At 58.1% G+C, this 18,790-nt stretch carries 13 protein-coding genes; 5 read left to right on the top strand and 8 right to left on the bottom strand.

Annotated features, from left to right (window positions below):
- Window positions 1–3 precede the first annotated feature (3 nt).
- From tssE to tssB, 3 genes are read right to left on the bottom strand one after another with little or no spacing between them, the layout of a single operon-like run.
- Window positions 4–432 carry a type VI secretion system baseplate subunit TssE gene (gene tssE / locus PVZ78_RS31620; RefSeq protein WP_273829810.1) on the bottom strand — a complete coding sequence of 143 codons (429 nt, stop codon included), beginning with the start codon at window positions 430–432 and terminating at the stop codon, window positions 4–6.
- Window positions 433–446: 14 nt separating this feature from the next.
- Entirely contained in the window at window positions 447–1,931 is a 1,485-nt protein-coding gene (gene tssC, locus PVZ78_RS31615; RefSeq protein ID WP_273829809.1) for a type VI secretion system contractile sheath large subunit, read from the bottom strand.
- Between the two features lie 50 nt (window positions 1,932–1,981).
- Window positions 1,982–2,488, bottom strand: coding sequence for a type VI secretion system contractile sheath small subunit (tssB, locus tag PVZ78_RS31610; protein WP_273829808.1), 507 nt, complete (start codon window positions 2,486–2,488; stop codon window positions 1,982–1,984).
- A 502-nt stretch (window positions 2,489–2,990) separates the two neighbouring features.
- Here tssB and tssH point away from each other — a divergent pair.
- Genes tssH through tssM form a run of 5 tightly spaced genes read left to right on the top strand, consistent with a single transcriptional unit; the run spans window position 2,991 to window position 13,002 of the window.
- Entirely contained in the window at window positions 2,991–5,558 is a 2,568-nt protein-coding gene (tssH, locus tag PVZ78_RS31605; RefSeq protein WP_273829807.1) for a type VI secretion system ATPase TssH, read from the top strand.
- Between the two features lie 5 nt (window positions 5,559–5,563).
- On the top strand, window positions 5,564–7,126 hold the full coding sequence (locus tag PVZ78_RS31600) for a sigma 54-interacting transcriptional regulator (RefSeq protein ID WP_273829806.1): 1,563 nt from the start codon (window positions 5,564–5,566) through the stop codon (window positions 7,124–7,126).
- Window positions 7,123–7,803 (top strand): type VI secretion system-associated protein VasI, encoded by a 681-nt coding sequence (gene vasI / locus PVZ78_RS31595; protein ID WP_273829805.1) that lies wholly within the window; start codon window positions 7,123–7,125, stop codon window positions 7,801–7,803. The genes PVZ78_RS31600 and vasI overlap by 4 nt, the downstream gene beginning before the upstream one ends.
- Window positions 7,800–9,230, top strand: a complete 1,431-nt coding sequence (gene tssA / locus PVZ78_RS31590) for a type VI secretion system protein TssA (RefSeq protein ID WP_273829804.1) — start codon at window positions 7,800–7,802, stop codon at window positions 9,228–9,230. The genes vasI and tssA overlap by 4 nt, the downstream gene beginning before the upstream one ends.
- Window positions 9,231–9,240: 10 nt before the next feature.
- Window positions 9,241–13,002: a type VI secretion system membrane subunit TssM gene (gene tssM, locus PVZ78_RS31585; RefSeq protein ID WP_273829803.1), complete on the top strand. Its 3,762-nt coding sequence runs from the start codon at window positions 9,241–9,243 to the stop codon at window positions 13,000–13,002.
- Between the two features lie 235 nt (window positions 13,003–13,237).
- Here the strand turns inward: tssM and PVZ78_RS31580 are convergent, their stop codons facing one another.
- The 5 genes from PVZ78_RS31580 to PVZ78_RS31560 all read right to left on the bottom strand — a co-directional run.
- On the bottom strand, window positions 13,238–13,822 hold the full coding sequence (locus PVZ78_RS31580; protein ID WP_273829802.1) for a hypothetical protein: 585 nt from the start codon (window positions 13,820–13,822) through the stop codon (window positions 13,238–13,240).
- Between the two features lie 169 nt (window positions 13,823–13,991).
- Window positions 13,992–14,549, bottom strand: coding sequence for a hypothetical protein (locus PVZ78_RS31575; RefSeq protein ID WP_273829801.1), 558 nt, complete (start codon window positions 14,547–14,549; stop codon window positions 13,992–13,994).
- 170 nt (window positions 14,550–14,719) lie between these two features.
- Complete coding sequence (locus PVZ78_RS31570; RefSeq protein WP_273829800.1) at window positions 14,720–15,178, bottom strand: hypothetical protein; 459 nt, start codon at window positions 15,176–15,178, stop codon at window positions 14,720–14,722.
- 2 nt (window positions 15,179–15,180) lie between these two features.
- Complete coding sequence (locus tag PVZ78_RS31565) at window positions 15,181–17,838, bottom strand: lytic transglycosylase domain-containing protein (RefSeq protein ID WP_273829799.1); 2,658 nt, start codon at window positions 17,836–17,838, stop codon at window positions 15,181–15,183.
- 15 nt (window positions 17,839–17,853) lie between these two features.
- The coding region (locus PVZ78_RS31560) for a type VI secretion system Vgr family protein (protein ID WP_273829798.1) at window positions 17,854–18,790 on the bottom strand (937 nt) is incomplete at its 5' end.

Below are 18,790 nucleotides of genomic sequence, written 5' to 3'. Positions count from 1 at the left end.
TTGCTAACTCACCTTGACCTGTCGGCCGTGGTGGAGAAAGAGCAGGTCGATCTCTACCTGCTCCTCCCTGTTGTTCAGAGGAACGACGCATACCAGTCGAAACCCGAGTTCAAGCGTCGAGGCGGTGGTTGCCAGAGGCTTGACGTCCAGAACGCGTGCCCGCGGCTCGTACGTGCGCACGGCGCTGTGAATATCCAAGCAGACCTGCTGCCGTAGATCCACGGTGCCGATTCCCGCATCGTTCAAGTCGCGCAGCCCGAGCCCAGGGCTGCTCTGCGAACTGCCCTGGCGAGCATTGAGGATCCACTCCAACTGACGCTTGATGGCATGAACACGCTCGGTCGCCGCATCCTGCCGACTGCGGCTACGCCGAGGCGGCAGATCGAGATCGAGCCTTTCGAACAGGCTTCCCTGCCCAGGTGACCGAGGCATGCTTCAGTTCTCCATCAGTCCTTGTCCAGGCGACCGACCAGGGACAGATCGAAGCTGGCGCCCATGTACTTGAAGTGCGGACGCACCGACAGTGCAACCTGATACCAGCCGGGGTTGCCCGCGACGTCCTGCACTACGACCCGGGCTGCCCGCAGCGGACGGCGGCTGCGGACGTCGCTGGTAGGACTTTCCTGGTCAGCTACGTACTGGCGAAGCCAGTTGTTGAGCTCGCGCTCCAGGTCCTGGCGCTCCTTCCAACTACCGATCTGCTCGCGCTGCAGCACTTTGATGTAGTGCGCCAGGCGATTGATGATGAACATGTAGGGCAACTGGGTGCCCAGCATATAGTTGGTCTGGGCAGCCTGACCTTCGGGAGTTTTTGCGAACTGCTTGGGCTTCTGCACCGAGTTGGCGGAGAAGAAGGCTGCGTTGTCGCTGTCCTTGCGCATCGTCAGCGGAATGAAACCTTCGCTGGATAGTTCGAACTCCTTGCGATCGGAGATCAGTACTTCTGTTGGAATTTTGGCCTGCAACTGTCCGAGTGACTCGAACAAATGAACCGGCAGGTCCTCCACGGCGCCTCCAGACTGCGGGCCAATGATGTTCGGACTCCAGCGGTACTTGGCGAAACTGTCGACAACGCGGCTGCCCATCAGGAAGGCGGTATTTCCCCACAGGTAGTTGTGGTGATCGCCATCGATCGCTTCCTGATAGGAAAAGCTGCGTACCGGATTATCCAGAGGGTCGTACGGTTGGCGCAGGAGGTAGCGGGGCATGGTCAGCCCCAGGTACCGCGAGTCTTCGGATTCGCGCAGGCTGCGCCACTTGGCAAAGCGCGGCCCTTCAAATATGTCCTTGACCTCTTTGAGGTTCGGCAGCTCTTCGAAGGATTCCAGGTTGAGCATTTCCGGACCGGCGGCGCCGAGGAACGGCGCATGCGCCATTGCTCCGACTGAAGCTAGGTAGCCCAACAGCTTGATGTCAGGGGCGGAGGGACCGAAGGTGTAGTTGCCAATCATGCAACCGATCGGGTGGCCACCAAACTGGCCGTAACCGGCGGTATACACGTGCTTGTACAGACCGCTGCGGGTGATATCAGCAGCACTGTCGAAGTCTTCCAGCAGTTCGTCCTTGGAGGTGGAGACGAATACGAGCTGGATGTTTTCGCGAAAATCGGTTCGCTGCACCAGGTCGTACAACGCACGCCAGATGGACTCGAGTTCTTGAACCTCCGGGTGATGGAGGATGGCATCCATTTGCTTGCTGAGCTTGCGATCAATCTCGGTAAGCATCTGGTCGACCAACTGCTTGTTGATCGGTTGCTCTCGCTCATCGGACTTGAGCATCTCGGAAATGAAGGCGGCTACCCCGCGCTCTGCGATGGCATAGCCTTCCTGAGTGGGCTCAAGGCGAGTCTGCGCCATGATTTGGGCCAGTAGGCCGCCGTCGGGCTGGCTGTCGGCGTGCTTCTGGAGTTCGGCAGTTTGAGCTTTGGTCATTTTTGCGTCCTTCGGAACCTGAAGAAAAGGGAGGGCCTTGGAATTGGGCGTCAGGCCTTAGGAGTTGCCAGCAGTTGATCCAGCTCTTTGGCCAGCTTGCCGCGAGCACTGTCGTCACCCAGCAATGCCTGGATCTGCTTGCGGAACGCAGGGATATTGCCCATTGGTCCCTTGAGTGCCACGAGAGCCTCGCGCAATTCCAGCAACCCCCTCAGTTCGGGCACTTGGCGGGCAATGGAGTCAGGGGAGAAGTCCCTGATGTTCTTGAACTGCAAGTCGACACTGAGGGTGTCGCTTTCGTTGCCCTCTTCCAGCGTGGCGGGCACATCCACTTTCAAGTTCAGGCCGGCTTCGCCCATGACATCGTTGAAGGTGTCTTTATTGATCTGAACGGCTGGGCGATCTTCCAGCGGAGTTTCATCGGCGTGTCCCTTGAAATCGCCAAGGACCAGTACCTTCAGAGGTAGTTCTACTTCCTGCTGCTCATCACCCGTTGCGGGAACATAACGGACATTGATGCGTTCCTTCGGTGCAACTGAACCAGTCTTAGATGCCATGGGCCACTCCTTGTAATTAACTAGTAGTTAATGCCCGCTATCCACTTGAACGAGGTCATAAAGAACCGCAGCAGGCCTGGCAATAGAGGGCGCAAAGGCTGCCTGTATTCCGCCAAGGCCCAGCCGAAGCTGGATTTCCTTGGAGCACAGTGGATTTGGTCTATCGGACACTAGGGGGTGAGCCTATGGGGAAAGTGCGAGTTTTGTATATCGGAACAATCCGAAAACATGAGTCGGAAAGCTCTTGTATTTCAGCGTCTGAATGCACAGGGAATCTTCCTTCAAGAAATTCGGATTCTTCTGATTGACGTGGTTTTTGTGCTTGTGTTCTCTTCGATTGATTCGGCTTTTGGGTCGTTCGTAGTTAAGGCTTATATATGGAAGTTGCTCGTTGCGACTTCGTGGTTTGTGCAATTTCACTTGCCTCCTTGTTTGAGCTTACTGCTGCGCTATTTCCAAAACTCCAACATGGATGTCCCGATAATGAAGAGGAAGTTGAAGTATGGTCACCGTTGATCTGGCTGCGCTGCTACAGCGTCTACACCCTGTAGGCCGGCACGCGTTGGAGGAGGCGGGCAGCCTTTGCATTGCCCAGCGGGGTGCAGAGGTGACGGTGACTCATCTGCTGTACAAGCTTTTGGATCAACCGCTGTGCGATGTGCGCTGCGTTCTAGCAGATGCTGGGATGGATTCAGACGAACTGCGCCAGGCGCTTGCTACCACCTTTCCTGAATCCGAAAGTGGATATGGGCATGCATATCCATCGTTCTCGCCGCTTCTACTGGAATTGCTGCAAGACGCCTGGCTATTGAGTTCCGTAGAGCTTGGGCAGTCGCAGATCCGCAGTGGTGCCCTGTTGCTGGCCACCCTTCTGAACTCTGCCCGCTACCTGCCGTTGGCCGCTATCCGGCTATGTGAGCGCATCAACCGAGAGACATTGCGTAAGCGCTTCTCGGAATTGCTTGCTCGTTCGTCCGAAGCGCCTGTCTTGAATGAGCTGGCATCAGCCCGGCCAGCTGCTGAGGCTGACAGCGCGTTGGCCAAGTACGGGCACGACTTCACTGCACAGGCACGGGCTGGTGGTGTCGACCCCGTACTATGCCGAGATGCGGAGATCGATCTGATGATCGATATCCTCTCGCGCCGGCGCAAGAACAACCCGATCGTGGTCGGGGATGCGGGAGTGGGCAAAAGTGCTGTCGTTGAAGGCCTGGCGCAGCGCATTGTGGCGGATTGCGTACCCGAGCCGTTACGCGGTGTACATCTGTGGGGGCTCGACCTTGGCGCCTTGCAAGCTGGGGCTTCAGTCAAGGGCGAGTTCGAGAAGCGTCTGAAGGCGGTTATTGACGAGGTCAAGAATGCGCCACAGTCCATCATCCTTTTTATTGACGAAGCACACACGTTGATCGGCGCCGGCAACGCTGCCGGCGGAAGTGACGCAGCCAACCTGCTCAAGCCAGCGCTGGCGCGCGGTGAGTTGCGGACGATTGCCGCCACCACTTGGTCCGAATACAAGAAGTACTTCGAGAAAGATCCGGCGTTGACGCGGCGCTTCCAACTGGTGCAGTTGGACGAGCCAAGTGTCGAGCAGGCCGTCCACATCTTGCGCGGTCTGCGCGGCGTATATGAACAGGCGCACCAGGTCTATATCGGTGACGATGCTCTCAAGGCCGCGGCGGCTCTCTCTGCTCGATATCTCTCCGGACGCCAATTGCCGGACAAGGCCATTGATGTTCTGGATACGGCCTGCGCGAGAGTTGCCACCGCTTTGGCCGAGCCTCCCCGGCGCCTGGCTTCTCTCGAAAATGAGCTGCGACAGATCGATGCCGAATCAGACCAGTTGTGGCGTGATGCCCGGGCTGGGCGAAAGCCCGAGCCAGCCCGACTGGTCGCATTGGATGGCGCCCGGGCACGGACTCAGAATTCCATCGGGTGCCTGCGAGACGCGTGGGCGCTGCAGAAGACGTTGATCGACGAGATCGTCGCGCTGCGCGCTGATGAGTACCACGAAGATAAGTCACTGCGGCTGGCGGAGAAGGTAGCGCAGCTGTCCGAGCTACAACGTGATGGCGCCTTACTTCACGCAGATGTGGGGAACGAGCAGATTGCTCAGGTCATTGCTGACTGGACAGGGATCCCTGCCGCAACCATCAATAGCGACCAATTCCAGCGCCTCAACATGCTGCCAGATACGCTACGCGCCCGAGTCAAAGGACAAAATGAGGCTCTCGACGCGGTTCACCGCCGGTTGTTGACCGCCACGGCTGACTTGCGCAGACCCGGAACACCATTGGGGGCTTTTCTGCTTGTAGGGCCCAGTGGGGTCGGCAAGACCGAAACTGCGTTGGCAGTCGCAGACGCGCTCTTCGGTGGCGAGCAGTTCCTCAGCGTTATCAATATGTCGGAGTATCAGGAGAAGCACACCGTATCGCGCTTGCTGGGAGCTCCGCCTGGATACGTCGGCTATGGAGAGGGCGGCGTACTGACCGAGGCCATCCGTAAAAGGCCCTATTCGGTTGTCCTGCTAGACGAGGTAGAGAAGGCGCATCCCGAGGTGCTGAACATCTTCTATCAGGCGTTCGACAAGGGTGAACTCGCTGATGGAGAAGGCCGGCGCATCGATTGCCAGAACGTGTTGTTCTTCCTCACTTCAAACCTGGGGTTTGATCAGGACGGCGGTCCCCTGAACGATCTCGACAGTGAAGCTCTGCGCGTGCACCTCGGGCGCTTTTTCAAGCCGGCACTATTGGCCCGTATGCAGGTGGTTCCCTTCCGCTATCTGGACGAGGCAACGCTCGAAGAAATCGTCGACGGTCGCCTGCAACGTCTCCAGGATCAGTTCAGTCAGCGCTATGAGGCGCAACTGACGATCGCCCCGTCTGCACGAGAAGAGCTGCGCGCGCGCTGCCTGCGCCACCAGAACGGTGCCCGCCTGCTGGATGCCAGTATCGATGGCGAGATGCTGCCGCCTTTGTCGCTGGCGGTGCTGAAGCACCTTGCCAATGCGCATCCCTTCCAGAGTTCCTTGGTCAGCTGGAACGGTACGGTTTTCGACGCCGTTTTGGAGTAGATGGAATGTCCCTGAATGCCCAGGATGCGGCAGTGCTTGCACGGGAACTGGTCCAGGCAGAGGGCGTCGCAGCCCTGGCCGACTGCTTCCTCAAAGCCGCTTGCTCTGCGGCAGGGGTTAGTTGTGGGATCTGCTATTGGCGAGAAGCGGCGGGGGACAGCATGCGGCCCATCGCAAGCTGGGCAACCGCACTCGATCAGCTCCCAGTGTTGCAACTGCAGGAACTCGAGAACCCACTCGTCTACTGTCTAATGACCGGAAAGCCCCGTCGCGTCGATCGCCTTGATGCCTTGATTGGCGTCGGGCGGGGGTACGAAGACCTTCGTGAACGACTGGCGGGCAGTGACGCGTGGCAGATCTTTCCGTTGTTCGATGTGCAGCGCAAGCCTGCTGCGGTACTGCTGTTGACGGGGGAGGCGGCAGCGCTTCGGGTCTGGACCGCCGACCCTGCCTGGCAGGAGCTTTGCAAGCTTTTTGATGTGATTCTGACAGGCCTCTTGGATCGACGCGGCGCAGACGAATTGGCGCAGACGCGCCAAGCGGCACAACACCAGCAAGATGAAGAGCGTGGGCGTCGGCGATTGCTATCCGCTGGGCTGGTGGGGACAGGACAGGCTGCGCGGCGTTTACGGGAGGAGATGATCCGGCTTTCCGACTCTTCCTTGTCGCTACTCGTCACAGGCGAAACAGGGTCCGGTAAGGATCATGTTGCCTGGCTTATTCACCAGGCCTCTTCGCGTAAAGGCAAGTTTGTGCCGGTGAATTGCGCGGCCATCCCAAAGGACCTGATCGAGGCGGAGTTGTTTGGCGCCACCCGCGGCGCCTACACCGGCGCAACTCAGGATCGTACCGGCCTGGTAGCCGAGGCTGACGGCGGCACCCTGTTTTTGGACGAAATCGGAGACATGCCTCTAAGCCTGCAAGGCACGCTGCTGCGGCTGCTCAATGAGAAGAAGTTTCGGCCAGTCGGAGCCACTCGGGAGCAGTCTTCGGATTTCCGACTGATCTGCGCCACTCACCGCCCTCTGCCTGAACTGGTGCGCGACGGCCAGTTTCGCGAGGACCTGTACTTCCGGATTCGTCAGTTGGTCCTGCACATCCTGCCATTGCGCGAGCGCATTGAAGATGTGCCGGCGCTGGTGTCGCACATCCTGCTGGAACACAACCGGGCGTACCCAGGGCGGATCACTGGCATCTCTGACAACGCTATCGCACGGCTGCAACGGCACCATTTCCCGGGCAATGTCCGAGAGTTGCGCAGTCTGGTGCTCGCTGCCGCGGAGCGGACGCCTCCGGGCAAGCGCATTCAGACCAATCGGTTGGTCGAGCTGACTGAGGAGGGCCAACTGCCTGGGACTAAACACTCCGGTGAAGTTGCCCTTCAGGACCTCTGGAATACCGACAGCCTGCCCGCCGCTGTGGCCGCGTTCGAACGTTCGCTGCTGGAAGACCGACTGCGCCAGGCATCGGGTTCGCGACGACTGGCAGCGCAAAGCCTGGGCATCCCGAAACGCACCCTGGCACGCAAGTGCCTGGATTTGAATTTGAATGGAGAGGAGTCGAGATGAGGCCATTTGGGACACTGCTGCTGGCAGCTACGATTCTGGCGGGTTGTGATGCGGGAAAGGATGTGGTGGCTGCCGGGCGCGATTGCACCACCATCGTTTCGCCCCTCGAGCGCCTTGCATGTTTCGATGCGGCGTCGGGCACACCGCCTTCGCCGGTGGTCGCGCCCCTGGCACCGAAAGCCGAACAGCCAGCTCCGGCCCGTGTGCCGGATATCGTGTCGTTCGCACAGCGTAATGAGTCCCGCCGCAAAGCAGAACAATTTGGGATGCTGCTGTTGCGCGTCGAAGAGTCGCTTCCCGGGCGCACCAAAGTCGTGATTTCCGCGCCGGCGATGGGCGGCGCGGAGCCCCGGCCACTGTTGGCGATCAGTTGCCTGCAGAACATTTCGCGCTTGCAGTTGCTCACCGCGCAACCGCTCGACGTCAACCGCGTGAATATTCGAATGCTGTTGGACGGTCGACCCATTTCCGTAAGCAGACCCTGGCAGGTTCTAGACGATGGCACGGTGACGGACGCCGGCCGCGGCCTCGTCGCCATCGAACAGCTTCGCCACCTGACTAGCCCCGCCCGGCAGTTGCAGCTGGAAAGCGACCATGCCCCGTTCGACGGATTGTCCTTCGATGCTTCTGCGCTGCACGAGTTGATGGTGCAACAACGCGAGGCCTGCCATTGGTGAACACTCTGCCTGTACTCGATCTGGATGTCGTTCTATCCCCGATATCTCCCGAGCATCCCGCCGGCGATTTCGATGAAGAAGATAATGCCTACCAGGGCGTCGACACCGAAATGATGAAGCTCGGTGGACTGCAAGAGGCCACCATCGATTGGGGCTATGTGGATTCCGCATCGCGCCAGTATCTTCTCGCCCGCTGCAAGCATCTGCGCATCGCCGCACATTTGGCGACCGCGCGCATGCGCGCGGGAGGCTGGCGCGGCTGGGCCGAAGCGGCAGGCGTACTGGCCGGCATGCTGGGTCAGTACTGGGACAGCAGCTACCCCAAGCCCGGCCCCTCAGGCCTGACTGCCAAGCGGCGCCTGATGGCGCAACAGCTCGAGCGTCTTGGTGAGGCATTGGCAAAACTCGATGCAACTGGATTCGCCGAGGAGTACTACAAGGCCGGGCAGCAGGCGCTGGACAAGCTACAACGCACCGCCCAGGACACTCAGCTCGACACGGCGACCCTGACCCGGCTGGAAGGCCAGTTGCGGCAGAAGGCCGAAGCCACAAGAGCACCAGAGCTGGCTGAGGCACAACGGGAGTTTTCCTCTCCCTCAGTAGGGATCTCCGAATCCTTCTTCACACCTGTCGCCCTGGAGCTGGGCAACGAGCGTGAAACGCGCCGCTCCCTACTTTCTGTGGCTGACATCATTAATCAGCAGGATGCCTATGATCCGACGGGCTACCTGCTGCGCCGCTTTGCCCTTTGGGCGCATCTGAGCGTTGCTCCATCGACTCGTAAAGATACCCAGCGTACCGAGTTGATGGCTGTTCCCGCGGAGACCGCCCAAACGTACTGGGAAGCGCTCAAGGCAAATGCCGTCGATCCTGTGTTGCTGCAGCGGGTCGAGAAGAGCATCGCGTCTTCTCCCTATTGGCTGCGTGGCAGCTATCTGGCGGCCAGCATCGCCCGGCGCCTCGAAATGCCCAACGTAGCAGAAGCCATCCGCCAGGCCACTGGTCGCTTTGTCGCAAAGCTGCCGGCGTTGGTACAGCTGCAGTTTTCCGATGGCCGCGCCTTTGTCGATGGCGAAACCCAGTCCTGGATCAGTGGTGCCAACGAAGCGAGTGCGAATCTCGGGGCTGGTCAGGAGTACCCAAAATTGCGCGATGAACTGCGCGATACGCTGGAGACGAGCGGCGTGGAATCCATGCTCCAACGGCTCGAAGCAATCCAGCAGGAGTCGGCAGATCCGCGTCATGGCTGCCATGTCATGACGATTGCTGCCGAGCTGCTCGGCATGCGCGGGTTGGCCTGGCTTGCCGACGGCTTGTATGCCCGCGCACATCAAATCATGCAAGGCGCGTCGGCACCCGAATGGGAACCGGACCTTTTCGGCGTGCTTGAACGGCACACGCAACCAGCTACAGAACACAAGAACTAGGAGCAACCTCATGTTTAAGATCTGGTCGAACCTGAAGCGCTATGGCCGGCCCGTCCTGGGTTGGGCCAGGCAAGGGATGCCCCTGGCGTTGCTGCTGGTTCTGGTACTCGCCCTGACGGGCGTCTGGTGGTTGGGACCTCAGTGGACCTGGGGTGAGTACCAGCCCCTGGCTGGCGTAGCCGCCCGCGTGTTGGTCACCATCGTTCTGCTCATCATTCCCTTGCTGTTCTGGATTACCCGATTGCGCCAACGCAACCGAGTCTTGGAAGCTGAGCGCAGTCAGGAACAGGAGCACCAACTGGACCCTTGCCTACGCTACGTAGAGGCCCAGGAGCGCGATCTGGACAGAAGTTTGGAAGTCCTCCAGGCCAACCTCAAGGGGCGCAATGCGCTCTACCAACTACCCTGGTACTTGGTCTTGGGGCAGGAGAACGCGGGCAAGACCAGTTTCGTCAATCGCTCTGGCCAGAGCTTTTCGCTGACCGGCGAGGTGAAGGCGGGTAGCCGGCGAATGGACGAGGACCCCGACAGGATCTACCGCATCGACTGGTGGATGGGCGATCAGGCGGTGCTTATCGATCCGCCGGGCGAACTGATCAGCCAGCCGCGGGTGCTAGCGAACCTGGAACAGGTCGTCTCCGGTGAGGACAGCGCCCCACCGGGATTGTTGGAAGAAGAACATCCCTTCCTGCCCGAGAATCTCCATCCACGCTTGTGGGACAGCTTTGTCGGTTGGCTAGGACGCAACCGGAGCCGTCGGCCGCTCAATGGCGTCGTGCTGATCGTCAGCCTAGTCACCTTACTCAATCAGCAGCCCAGCGACCGCAAGGCGCTTGCCTCGCTGCTGCGCGCCCGGTTGGCTGAACTCAGCCGCCAACTCGGCACCCGACCGCCTCTGTATGTGGTTCTGAGCAAGTTCGACTTGCTTGAGGGGTTCGAACCGCTCTTCGCGCGGCTGCCCAAATCTGTGCGCGAAGACATCTTCGGCTTCACGTTCACCCTCGACTCGCTGCAAAACTACGATGCCTGGCGCGATGAACTCGGCGAACGTTACGACGAATTCCTCAAGCGCCTGAACGAGCAGGTATTCGACGCCCTGGCCGACGTGAGCGAACTGCCCCAGCGCGAAGCACTCTATTCCCTGGTGCGACAGTTGACGGGCATGCGCCCGTTACTGATGGAGTTCCTGACCGCCATCCTGGGTAGCGATCGCTACGTCACCCCTGCATTGCCGCGTGGTGTCTACCTGTCGTCGGTGTACCAGCAAGGGGTGTTGACCAACGCCTTTGTGGCATCCGCCTCGCAGGACTACGATATTCGTGAGCCCGTGCCGACCATGCACCCCAGCGGGCGAGCCATGGTCTACTTCGCTCAGCAACTGTTCCAGCGTGTGATTTACCCTGAGTCAGGGTTGGCGGGGGACAATCCACGGGTTCTGGCTGACAAGAGGCGGGCCCTGGCCCTACGCTTCGGCGTCGCCTCGGTGGGTAGCGCCCTGCTGATCGGCGGTTGGTACCACTACTACGCAGTGAACCGCGACAAAGCCATGAACGTGCTGGAGCGCAGCCGCGCCTATAGTGCCCATGCCATCGACGGCAAGCTCGACCCCACCGGCCGCAACCTGCTACAGCCACTGGATCAGATCAGCAGCGCGGTAGCGGTCTATGGCGACTACCGCGATGCGTGGCCACTGGTGGCGGACCTCGGTCTGTACCAAGGGCGGCAGATCGGACCGAAGGTTGACCAGGCCTACCTCACACTGCTGTCCCAGCGGTTCCTACCCGCCCTAGCCAGTGGCGTGATGGAGCAGCTCGACGGTACTGCCGTGGACAGCGACGAGCAACTGGCGGCCCTGCGCGTCTACCGCATGATCGAAGATCGAGCCAACCGCCGCCCGCCGGTGGTCGAGAGCTGGATGGGAGAGCAATGGGCCCAGGCATTTCCCGGCGAAGACCAGGTACAACGCGCGTTGATGCGTCACCTGGACTATGCGATGAAGTATGCCGATACCCGGTTGCCTCAGTACCAGTCACGTGTGTCTGCGGTGCAGCGCGAGTTGCGACAGATCCCGTTGCCGCAACGCGTGTACATGACCATGCGTCGTCAGGCCGGTGAAACACTGCGTGCACCACTGGATCTGCGCAATGAAATCGGCCCGGCCTTTGACGTCGTCTATCAGCCCGAAACGATTGACAGAGGCGAGGAGGGGCAGCGCCCCACTGACGGCCGCATTGACGCGCTGCTGACAGCCAAGGGCTATCGTAGCTACTTCGCACCGCACAGTCAGGACCTGACCGAGCTGGCGATGATCGACCAGTGGGCGCTGGGCGAGCGCCGCAATATCGACTACTCCGAAGCCGACAAACGTGCCTTGGCCGAACGGATACGGGCCATCTACAGCCGAGACTACATCGATACCTGGCAGCAGAACCTCAACCAGTTGGAAGTGCGTGACTTCCAGGATCTCGCCGAGGCAGTGAACGTATTGGGCAGTGTGACCAGCCCGGCGGCGCCGTTGCGACGGCTGGTGGAAACGGTGCGCGACAATAGCGAACTGGGTGCCAAGCTCCGGGCGGTCGCCGCTCCGGCTGGCAAGGACACCGCTGGCCAAGCCGTGACTGCGCTGGAAAAGTCCGCTGGCGAAGCCGATTTGCCAGAGGCTACTCCGCTTCCAGGGATCGCCCGGGCGTTCGCGCCCATGAGTCAGCTGTTGGAGGCCAAGGGCGATCGCCCCTCGTACCTGGATGAAACCATGCTGGCCATCGGCAGCGTCCAGGACAAGGTGCGCACCGTGCATGACAGTCCGGACCGCGGCAAGACTGCCCTCAGTGTTGTGCTCGAGCGCTTCGGCTTGAAAGGACCTGACCCAATCAGCAACCTGCAGCGAATCGCAGCGGGCCTGCCTGAGCCGCTGAACCATCAGGTGGGTAAGCTGGCCGATGAGTCATCGCGGGTGATCCTGGTGGAGGCGCTGCGGGAGCTGGAGCGCCGCTGGGACGCCGATGTATATCGCTTCTACCGTGAGCGCCTGGCCAGTCGCTATCCGTTCAACCCGGCCAGCCGGGAAGAGGTGGCACTGGACGACTTCACTGCGTTCTTTGGCCCACAGGGAAAGCTGCAGCAATTCCGTGAGAAGTACCTCAACCTGTTCATCGAGGACAACCTGGAAGCGCTCTACTCCGAACGTCTGGGCGGCTACCTAGTGCGCACCGACGTGCTGACCCAACTGGAGGCGGCCGAGAAGATCCGCGATGCATTCTTCAACAGCCGCGGCACGCTGGGTGTGCAGTTCTACGTCGAACCGCTGGGCATGGCGCCGAACAAGCGCACCAGTTCCCTGAGCGTGGAGGGCCAGTTGGTCACCTACAACCACGGACCAACCACCAGCACCGCACTGATCTGGCCGAATACCCTGGCCCCCAGCAACGAAAGCCGCATGACGTTGGTCCACGCGGGCGGTAGCAGTAGCGGCCTGGTATATCGCGGCCCGTGGTCGCTGTACCGTCTGCTGAGCCAGGCTCGCCTGAACGGCGCAACCAGTAACAGTGTCGACATCAGCTTCGCCGCTGCGGACGGCGGCATGCGCTACCGTATCAGCACCGAGAAGGCCAACAACCCCTTCACCCAGCCGCTGTTCAAGGGATTCTCCCTGCCGCAAACGTTGCTTGAGGATGGCGCTCAAGGCCATTCGACAGGAAAGCGCACCGCTGATACAGGTAGAGCACCGATGGAATTGACTCTACTTAGCCCGCCACCAAGGAATATTCCTTGAAGGCAAGGCCGCCGGCACATGCACCGATACTTTTTCGGTGAAGCAAGAGGCGTAAACGCCGACCGTCCGCACCTAGCTAGCTGGATGCGGGCGGTCGTTTCCAAAAAGACCTTTCAGGCTGCCAGTGAAAACCGGCGCAAGGTAGTCGAGAGCTGCCAGTGCGATCAGTATCGCTTGAGCTCAGATTACATGAGCTATCCCCTAAGGGAAATTGGATTTCCAAGAAGCTAAAGGCTCACTTTGGAAGTGGTCGCGAAGTGGTAACTCTCTCATCCTTGTCGTTAACATACTCTATGAGTATCGAGTCATCCTTAATTCTCGCTTCGATAATCAAACTAGGGTCAAATCTTGAATTTCGAGGAAGATCCAGAGTTATACTGTCAGCCAAAGATTCGTCTTCTGCCCGAAACAGTCTATATACTTGAATGGGATTCTTGGCCACTCCCAGAGCAAAGCCTCGCTGGAGGTCATAGTCGACCACAAGCGGAAACGGACCACTCAAACCTTTTTTCACGTTATAGAAATAGGTTGCTGAGCATTGCGTGCCGCATGGAAAGGCAATAACGAATATATTGTTTTCGAATCTAATCGAAGATGGTGGAAGTGGGTAGTCAATTATCTTCTTTTTCCCGCCTTTGCTAACTGAGTATATTTCGCAACTCTGCGAATTTTCAGAAATGCCGCAGTGCGAAAATATCTGATATTGGCTGTTGGGGAAGTTGGTTTCCTCCATCAGTGGTGAGCCGTAAGAACTGCTGAGGTAAAACAGGGCCGCCAATAGCGGCCAACGCCTACGGTTTATAGAGCTGATAATATTCATTCCTCACTCCACTTGGATTTTGTACCCGTTTCTTGGGAATGGCGAAGGAGGGCGTGCTTGGATAGATATTAGGCTTAGACTTGTGGAGGCTTGCTTGCGCCGTGGGGCTATAGTAGTTGGTTGCTCCGGGAATCGGGTTGGTCGAATTTGCTTTAAACGCCAGCCTATATTAATTCTCGGGACACTCAAGCGACTGGGCGACTGGCCTTATTGATTTTCCACTGGAATTGAGGGCGAAATAGCTTGCCTTGCACTCTGGAGGACTGTCTGGGCGGTCGATATAGTAGCGAACCAAGATTAGCGAGCTATCTGGTCGAGTGGTTATATCAATTACAATGTCACGACCATCCTTTGTCTTTCTTGGAACGGCGCCATCGTTAGAAAATCGGACAAGCTCCTGAGACTCTTCCCCATTGGAAAGATCATTAAGGGTATAGTACCGGCATGACGTCCCGCAACTGTGCGGAGTCATGTAGAATCTTCCGGCTGTATTTATTGCAGGTGGCGATACAATCTTTCCCATGTCGTCCCGCCACACTTCTCCGTCTTTCTTGAGGTAGGCGGGAATCACCAGATCTCCAGTGTATGTGTGTGTCGGGTAGTCGGAAAATTGTGGGGACATACGGCTGTCTGCATATGACTGGATAGGCAGCAGAAGTGCAAGTGCGAACAACGTCGTGAAAAACCTGATACGCACTATCTTTTTTGGTTTGGTCAGTGAGGCCATCTATCTTTCCTGACGTATGTTGAAGTCGTACTTGGATGGCAACTGACCACAAGACAACGCCTGCTGAGGTGGCTCCTGGCACTAGGGCGAGGTTTTATGATCGTGATTTCAACGCGCATTCAAATAATGCAGGGTTACTTGTGGCCTCATCCATGCTGCGGCTGCAGCAGCTACTTTATTGTTCGGTAGAGTGTTCCGTCGTAGCGAAGTATCTCTTTCAGTGGCACCCCAGCGGTACCTCCACTGATTTCAATTTCGGGCATCCCGTTTGTATATGGAGGGCTCGCACGCAGCGAATAGCCTCCAGAGCTAAGGATGAGCTCTCTACTGCGTTGGGTTGACCTGACCAACCATATTGGGCCAAGTGCCGCCCCCCACCCACAGGCATTTTCTGTAGTCAAAAAATGCATGGATTCTCTTCTGGTTATGGATATTTTTTTTCCGATCAGCTTGCAATGCAATTGACTGAACGGCCTAAACGAGGAGGTTTTAGTTACAGCCTCCCTCACATCAGGACTCACTGGTCTAAGGTCTTTATCTTCTATAGTTGCTTGGGGCGGCTGAGACATTGCCGCCATTGAGAAGCTAATTAGGAGTGCAGCAACAGCCATTTTCTGTATTTTTTTCATGACTAATCCATTACGCTTTTGCACATGCTCTTCAAATATAGGTCATATTTTGGCATAACTTCGTTTCTTGATATCTCGCGTCCACCGTAGCTCAGAGTTGGGCCGTCGTGATGATAAGCATAGATCATTTCGTACAAGTCTCTTCCTGAATATCGCGATGCTGCCATCTTTTTGTTGTCTAAGTAATGCCTCACCAGTGCTTCCGCACCAGTTATCGCATCAAATCGCTGACTATCAGAAGAAATATCGTACGCAAGTGCCGTTCCATCTGTAAATTGACCCAGTCCCGATGCTGATGTTGTGCCGGCCGCGGCATCAGGGTTAAATCCTGATTCGACATGAGCTATTGCTAATACCATCGCCAAGTCATCTCGGGATAGATCGTAGTCTTTGGTTGTATCAACCAGAATATCTATGACTTGTCGCTGCGTCTCGTGACTTGCATCGCCATGAATTCGACTGTTTCCGGCTACTCGATTTGGACTTCGATCTACGGGAAGTTTGTAATGGCTGTGGCCAACAATTTGATCATCTTTGTACGCTGGCCCTTTCGGGGCGTACATAACCTTGTAGTTGATGCACCTAGTATTTTTTGGGAAGTTCCCGATTAGAGATATGGGGTGCACATGGAATGCCGATGTATCTGAAGGTAATGCCTCCACCGTGCTGGCAATTGCACCCCACCAAGCTAACTTCTCCATACGTTGCTTTTCACTTTCCCAAGCAGGCATATCGGAGGGAGAAACCTGAGCGTCATGCTGCTTCCAAGCTTCCGGATCGGCCTTCCACTCGCTGGGGTAGCGCAGGATGATCCGCGAGAGTTGCTGTACGGTACTGCGACTACGTTGAGCCGCCTGGAGCTCACCCAAGGTCAGATTGCCGTCAGGGTGTGTGTCCAGAATGCTAAAAACCTGATGCAAAGGCGCATCCAGCTGACTCTTCTTGAGCGGTATCTCGCCGCGGTGAAATGCTGCCGTGTCCGCCAGAGCAAGGAAGTAGCTACCGTATGCTGTCGTTTGGGATTCAGATTCGATGATGGAGAAATCCACCCATTCGTGCGGCGAATGCAAGCTGATACCAGTGTGACCTGCTTCGCCGGCCCAGCCAGTCGCACAAGTAGTGCTGTCTCTCAGTTGGACCTGCCACCAGTAGTTCCCAGCTTCGTCCAGGGCGACCCCAATCGGTTCCGAGGTCGGGTCTGGAGTGGTGGGGCGCGCATGCTCCAAGGCGGAAATCGCAAATTGATGAGGGATATTGCCATTCTTGTAGCCGTTGGCGGTGAAGGTGAGTGGATAGTTGCTCCAGCCATCAAGGTCCGACAGCACCAATTTTTGCTTACCCTGGAGGTGTAGGCCACGATGGTTGTTCTCCGCAATCCAGACCGAAGCCTTGCTGGCAACATCGACAAGGATGCCTCGATATTGTGTGGCTCCGGGTTGTCCGACAGTGCCACGTTTTGCTTCGGCAACGAGTTCCGCTGCGGTATAGGTGCTGGCGTTGTTGTGTCGATAAAGCTTTGCTTCTCGCGCTCCAGCCGGCAATTTTGCCGCTCGCTCAATCCACTGCAGTTCGGCTACAGGTTTGACTTTCACATAAATCGCCTCGTCCTGGGGCGTTCCGTCGAGTTCCAGTACTGTACCGGCCTTAAGGATTCCCAATTGTGATGGAGCAAGCATTGCATTGTGCAATTGGGTTCCAGGGGCTATGCGTAGAATTGTCTTTTCTTCCGGTTTGACCGCCTTGGCTGCAGCTTTGCTCTTTTCCAGATAGGCGGGAAGGTCAGCACCCACGATGATTTCATGGTGCAGCATCTGCCGGGATGAGCTCGGATCGACCACACGACGATACTCGCCTATGTGACCAAGCAACGCACCTGCTTTGACTTTGATCGGGGTCTTGGGAACCACCACTTCGTCAAATGCGTCAGGCACCTGAGACTGAGCCTCCAGCATGGCAAGATGAACCCAGCCGCTTACGGTGCTGGACTCCAATGCGGCATCCCCTGTCTTCGGGGGAGCTGCCATACCTTCGATTATCGATTGGATATGGACCCATCCCTTCCGGATCTCTCCGCCAATGAAGCGAGAACCAGGGGGCAAAATGGCCTGAATGGGGGTTGTTCCGGCTGCAGGCTGGGAGCGTACACGCAGCCCTTGGATGACGGGCGCCGCAGAACCCCTTGTCACATCTTGCTTGTCGTTCGCTTTCTGCGATACGCGGTAGATCTTGGAGGTCCAGTACGAAGGCCGCTGAGCTTTGGCCCCCAGTTTTTCGTACTCCTCGAACGATCGAAGATGCATGGCAAGGCAGAAGTAGGTCAGCTTATTCCCTGTGGGATACTCGAGGGAGTGTCGAGTAAGTACGAAGCCCGAGCTGTAGAGCACGTTGTCCGACATTGGCGGCTTGGCCCGCCCACGAACAGAGAGGTAGCTACGATTCACTCGATAGGCCACGACCTCGCCTTTTGCAATTGCCCGAATTCCTTCGGCGAGTGCCAGAGTGTTGGCCATAGCCGACTCATAGTGAATGCCGCAATGAACCCCCGTAGGGCCCAACGGATAGTAGCCACTCGATGCCATTGTCAGAGCGTCGTAGTAGACGTCCGCATTGTGAACTTCATTGCCGGCTTGGTCTTTGAACGGGAACTTGAATGTGGACATGACTGCTCTGTGTCCTTAGGCATCGCCAGAGAAAGTGGGAAGGTAGGTGGCATCTGGCTCTTCCCCTGGGGCTAGGTTGCTTTGCAGGGACATCGAGTTTCCCTTGCCGCCGCCTTGCTGCGTCATCGGCCCCTTCAGGATGATGGCGACGCCATCCAGCGTGATGCCTCCGTCGTGCAGAGTGATGGTGCCGCCGGGGCCGCGCAGCCTGAAGATTTCACCCGCCTGCTGTTGAATGACCCGGGAGCGCTGACGGATGGCCTGGCCGGCCTGCAGTTCCGAGTGCCCCTCTACGGTCTGCTCCTGATGCCCGCCGACGCTCACCCAGTGGTTGGCCACGGTCTTGTCGCGGCGGTGGTTGCCCACCTCTTCAGTGCGGTCCTTGCCGGTGCGGAGGGTGTGGTTGCGGCCGATGGTCAGGAAGTCATCCTGGCCAATGTCGTGGCGCCGGTCCTGACCGACGGTGACCTGCTCATCGTTGCCCACCGTTTCTTTGCGGTCATGGCCGATGGAGATCGTCTCGTCGTGTTCGACCTGCTCGCTGCGGTCGTGGCCCACGAAGGTGGTTTCGTCATGGTTGACGTGGATGTTCTGGTCTTTCTGGGCGTGGAGGTAGACCTCCTCCTGGTCCTTCTCGTCCTCGAAGCGCAGCTCGTTGTAGCCTTCGCCCTTGTGGGTCTTGCTCTTGATGGTCATCCGCGTCTTGTGCCGCGGCAACTCGTAGGGTGGCAGCTGCAGGCGGTTATAGACCCGCCCGATGGCGATCGGCTGGTCGCAATCGCCTTCCAGGTAATGAATGATCAGCTCCTGGCCGATCCGCGGGATGGCCATGTGGCCCCAGGTGGCGCCGGCGATATCCTGCGCCACGCGGATCCAGCAGGAGCTGTATTCGTCATGCTTGCCCTGGCGGTCCCAGGGGAACTGGACCTTCACCCGGGCGTACTCGTCGGTG

Origin of the sequence: Pseudomonas sp. SBT1-2, from assembly GCF_028640875.1 — a bacterium.
GTDB lineage: Bacteria > Pseudomonadota > Gammaproteobacteria > Pseudomonadales > Pseudomonadaceae > Aquipseudomonas > Aquipseudomonas chlororaphis_I.
Note: the sequence above shows the minus strand (reverse complement) of the source record. Positions and strands in the feature narration are given on the sequence as shown.

What these genes read in the sequence shown, in the direction of transcription:
- tssE (WP_273829810.1), bottom strand. Translation starts at nt 432, where the DNA reads ATGCCTCGGTCACCTGGGCAGGGAAGCCTGTTCGAAAGGCTCGATCTC.
- tssC (WP_273829809.1), bottom strand. Translation starts at nt 1,931, where the DNA reads ATGACCAAAGCTCAAACTGCCGAACTCCAGAAGCACGCCGACAGCCAG.
- tssB (WP_273829808.1), bottom strand. Translation starts at nt 2,488, where the DNA reads ATGGCATCTAAGACTGGTTCAGTTGCACCGAAGGAACGCATCAATGTC.
- tssH (WP_273829807.1), top strand. Translation starts at nt 2,991, where the DNA reads ATGGTCACCGTTGATCTGGCTGCGCTGCTACAGCGTCTACACCCTGTA.
- PVZ78_RS31600 (WP_273829806.1), top strand. Translation starts at nt 5,564, where the DNA reads ATGTCCCTGAATGCCCAGGATGCGGCAGTGCTTGCACGGGAACTGGTC.
- vasI (WP_273829805.1), top strand. Translation starts at nt 7,123, where the DNA reads ATGAGGCCATTTGGGACACTGCTGCTGGCAGCTACGATTCTGGCGGGT.
- tssM (WP_273829803.1), top strand. Translation starts at nt 9,241, where the DNA reads ATGTTTAAGATCTGGTCGAACCTGAAGCGCTATGGCCGGCCCGTCCTG.
- PVZ78_RS31580 (WP_273829802.1), bottom strand. Translation starts at nt 13,822, where the DNA reads ATGAATATTATCAGCTCTATAAACCGTAGGCGTTGGCCGCTATTGGCG.
- PVZ78_RS31575 (WP_273829801.1), bottom strand. Translation starts at nt 14,549, where the DNA reads ATGGCCTCACTGACCAAACCAAAAAAGATAGTGCGTATCAGGTTTTTC.
- PVZ78_RS31570 (WP_273829800.1), bottom strand. Translation starts at nt 15,178, where the DNA reads ATGAAAAAAATACAGAAAATGGCTGTTGCTGCACTCCTAATTAGCTTC.
- PVZ78_RS31565 (WP_273829799.1), bottom strand. Translation starts at nt 17,838, where the DNA reads ATGTCCACATTCAAGTTCCCGTTCAAAGACCAAGCCGGCAATGAAGTT.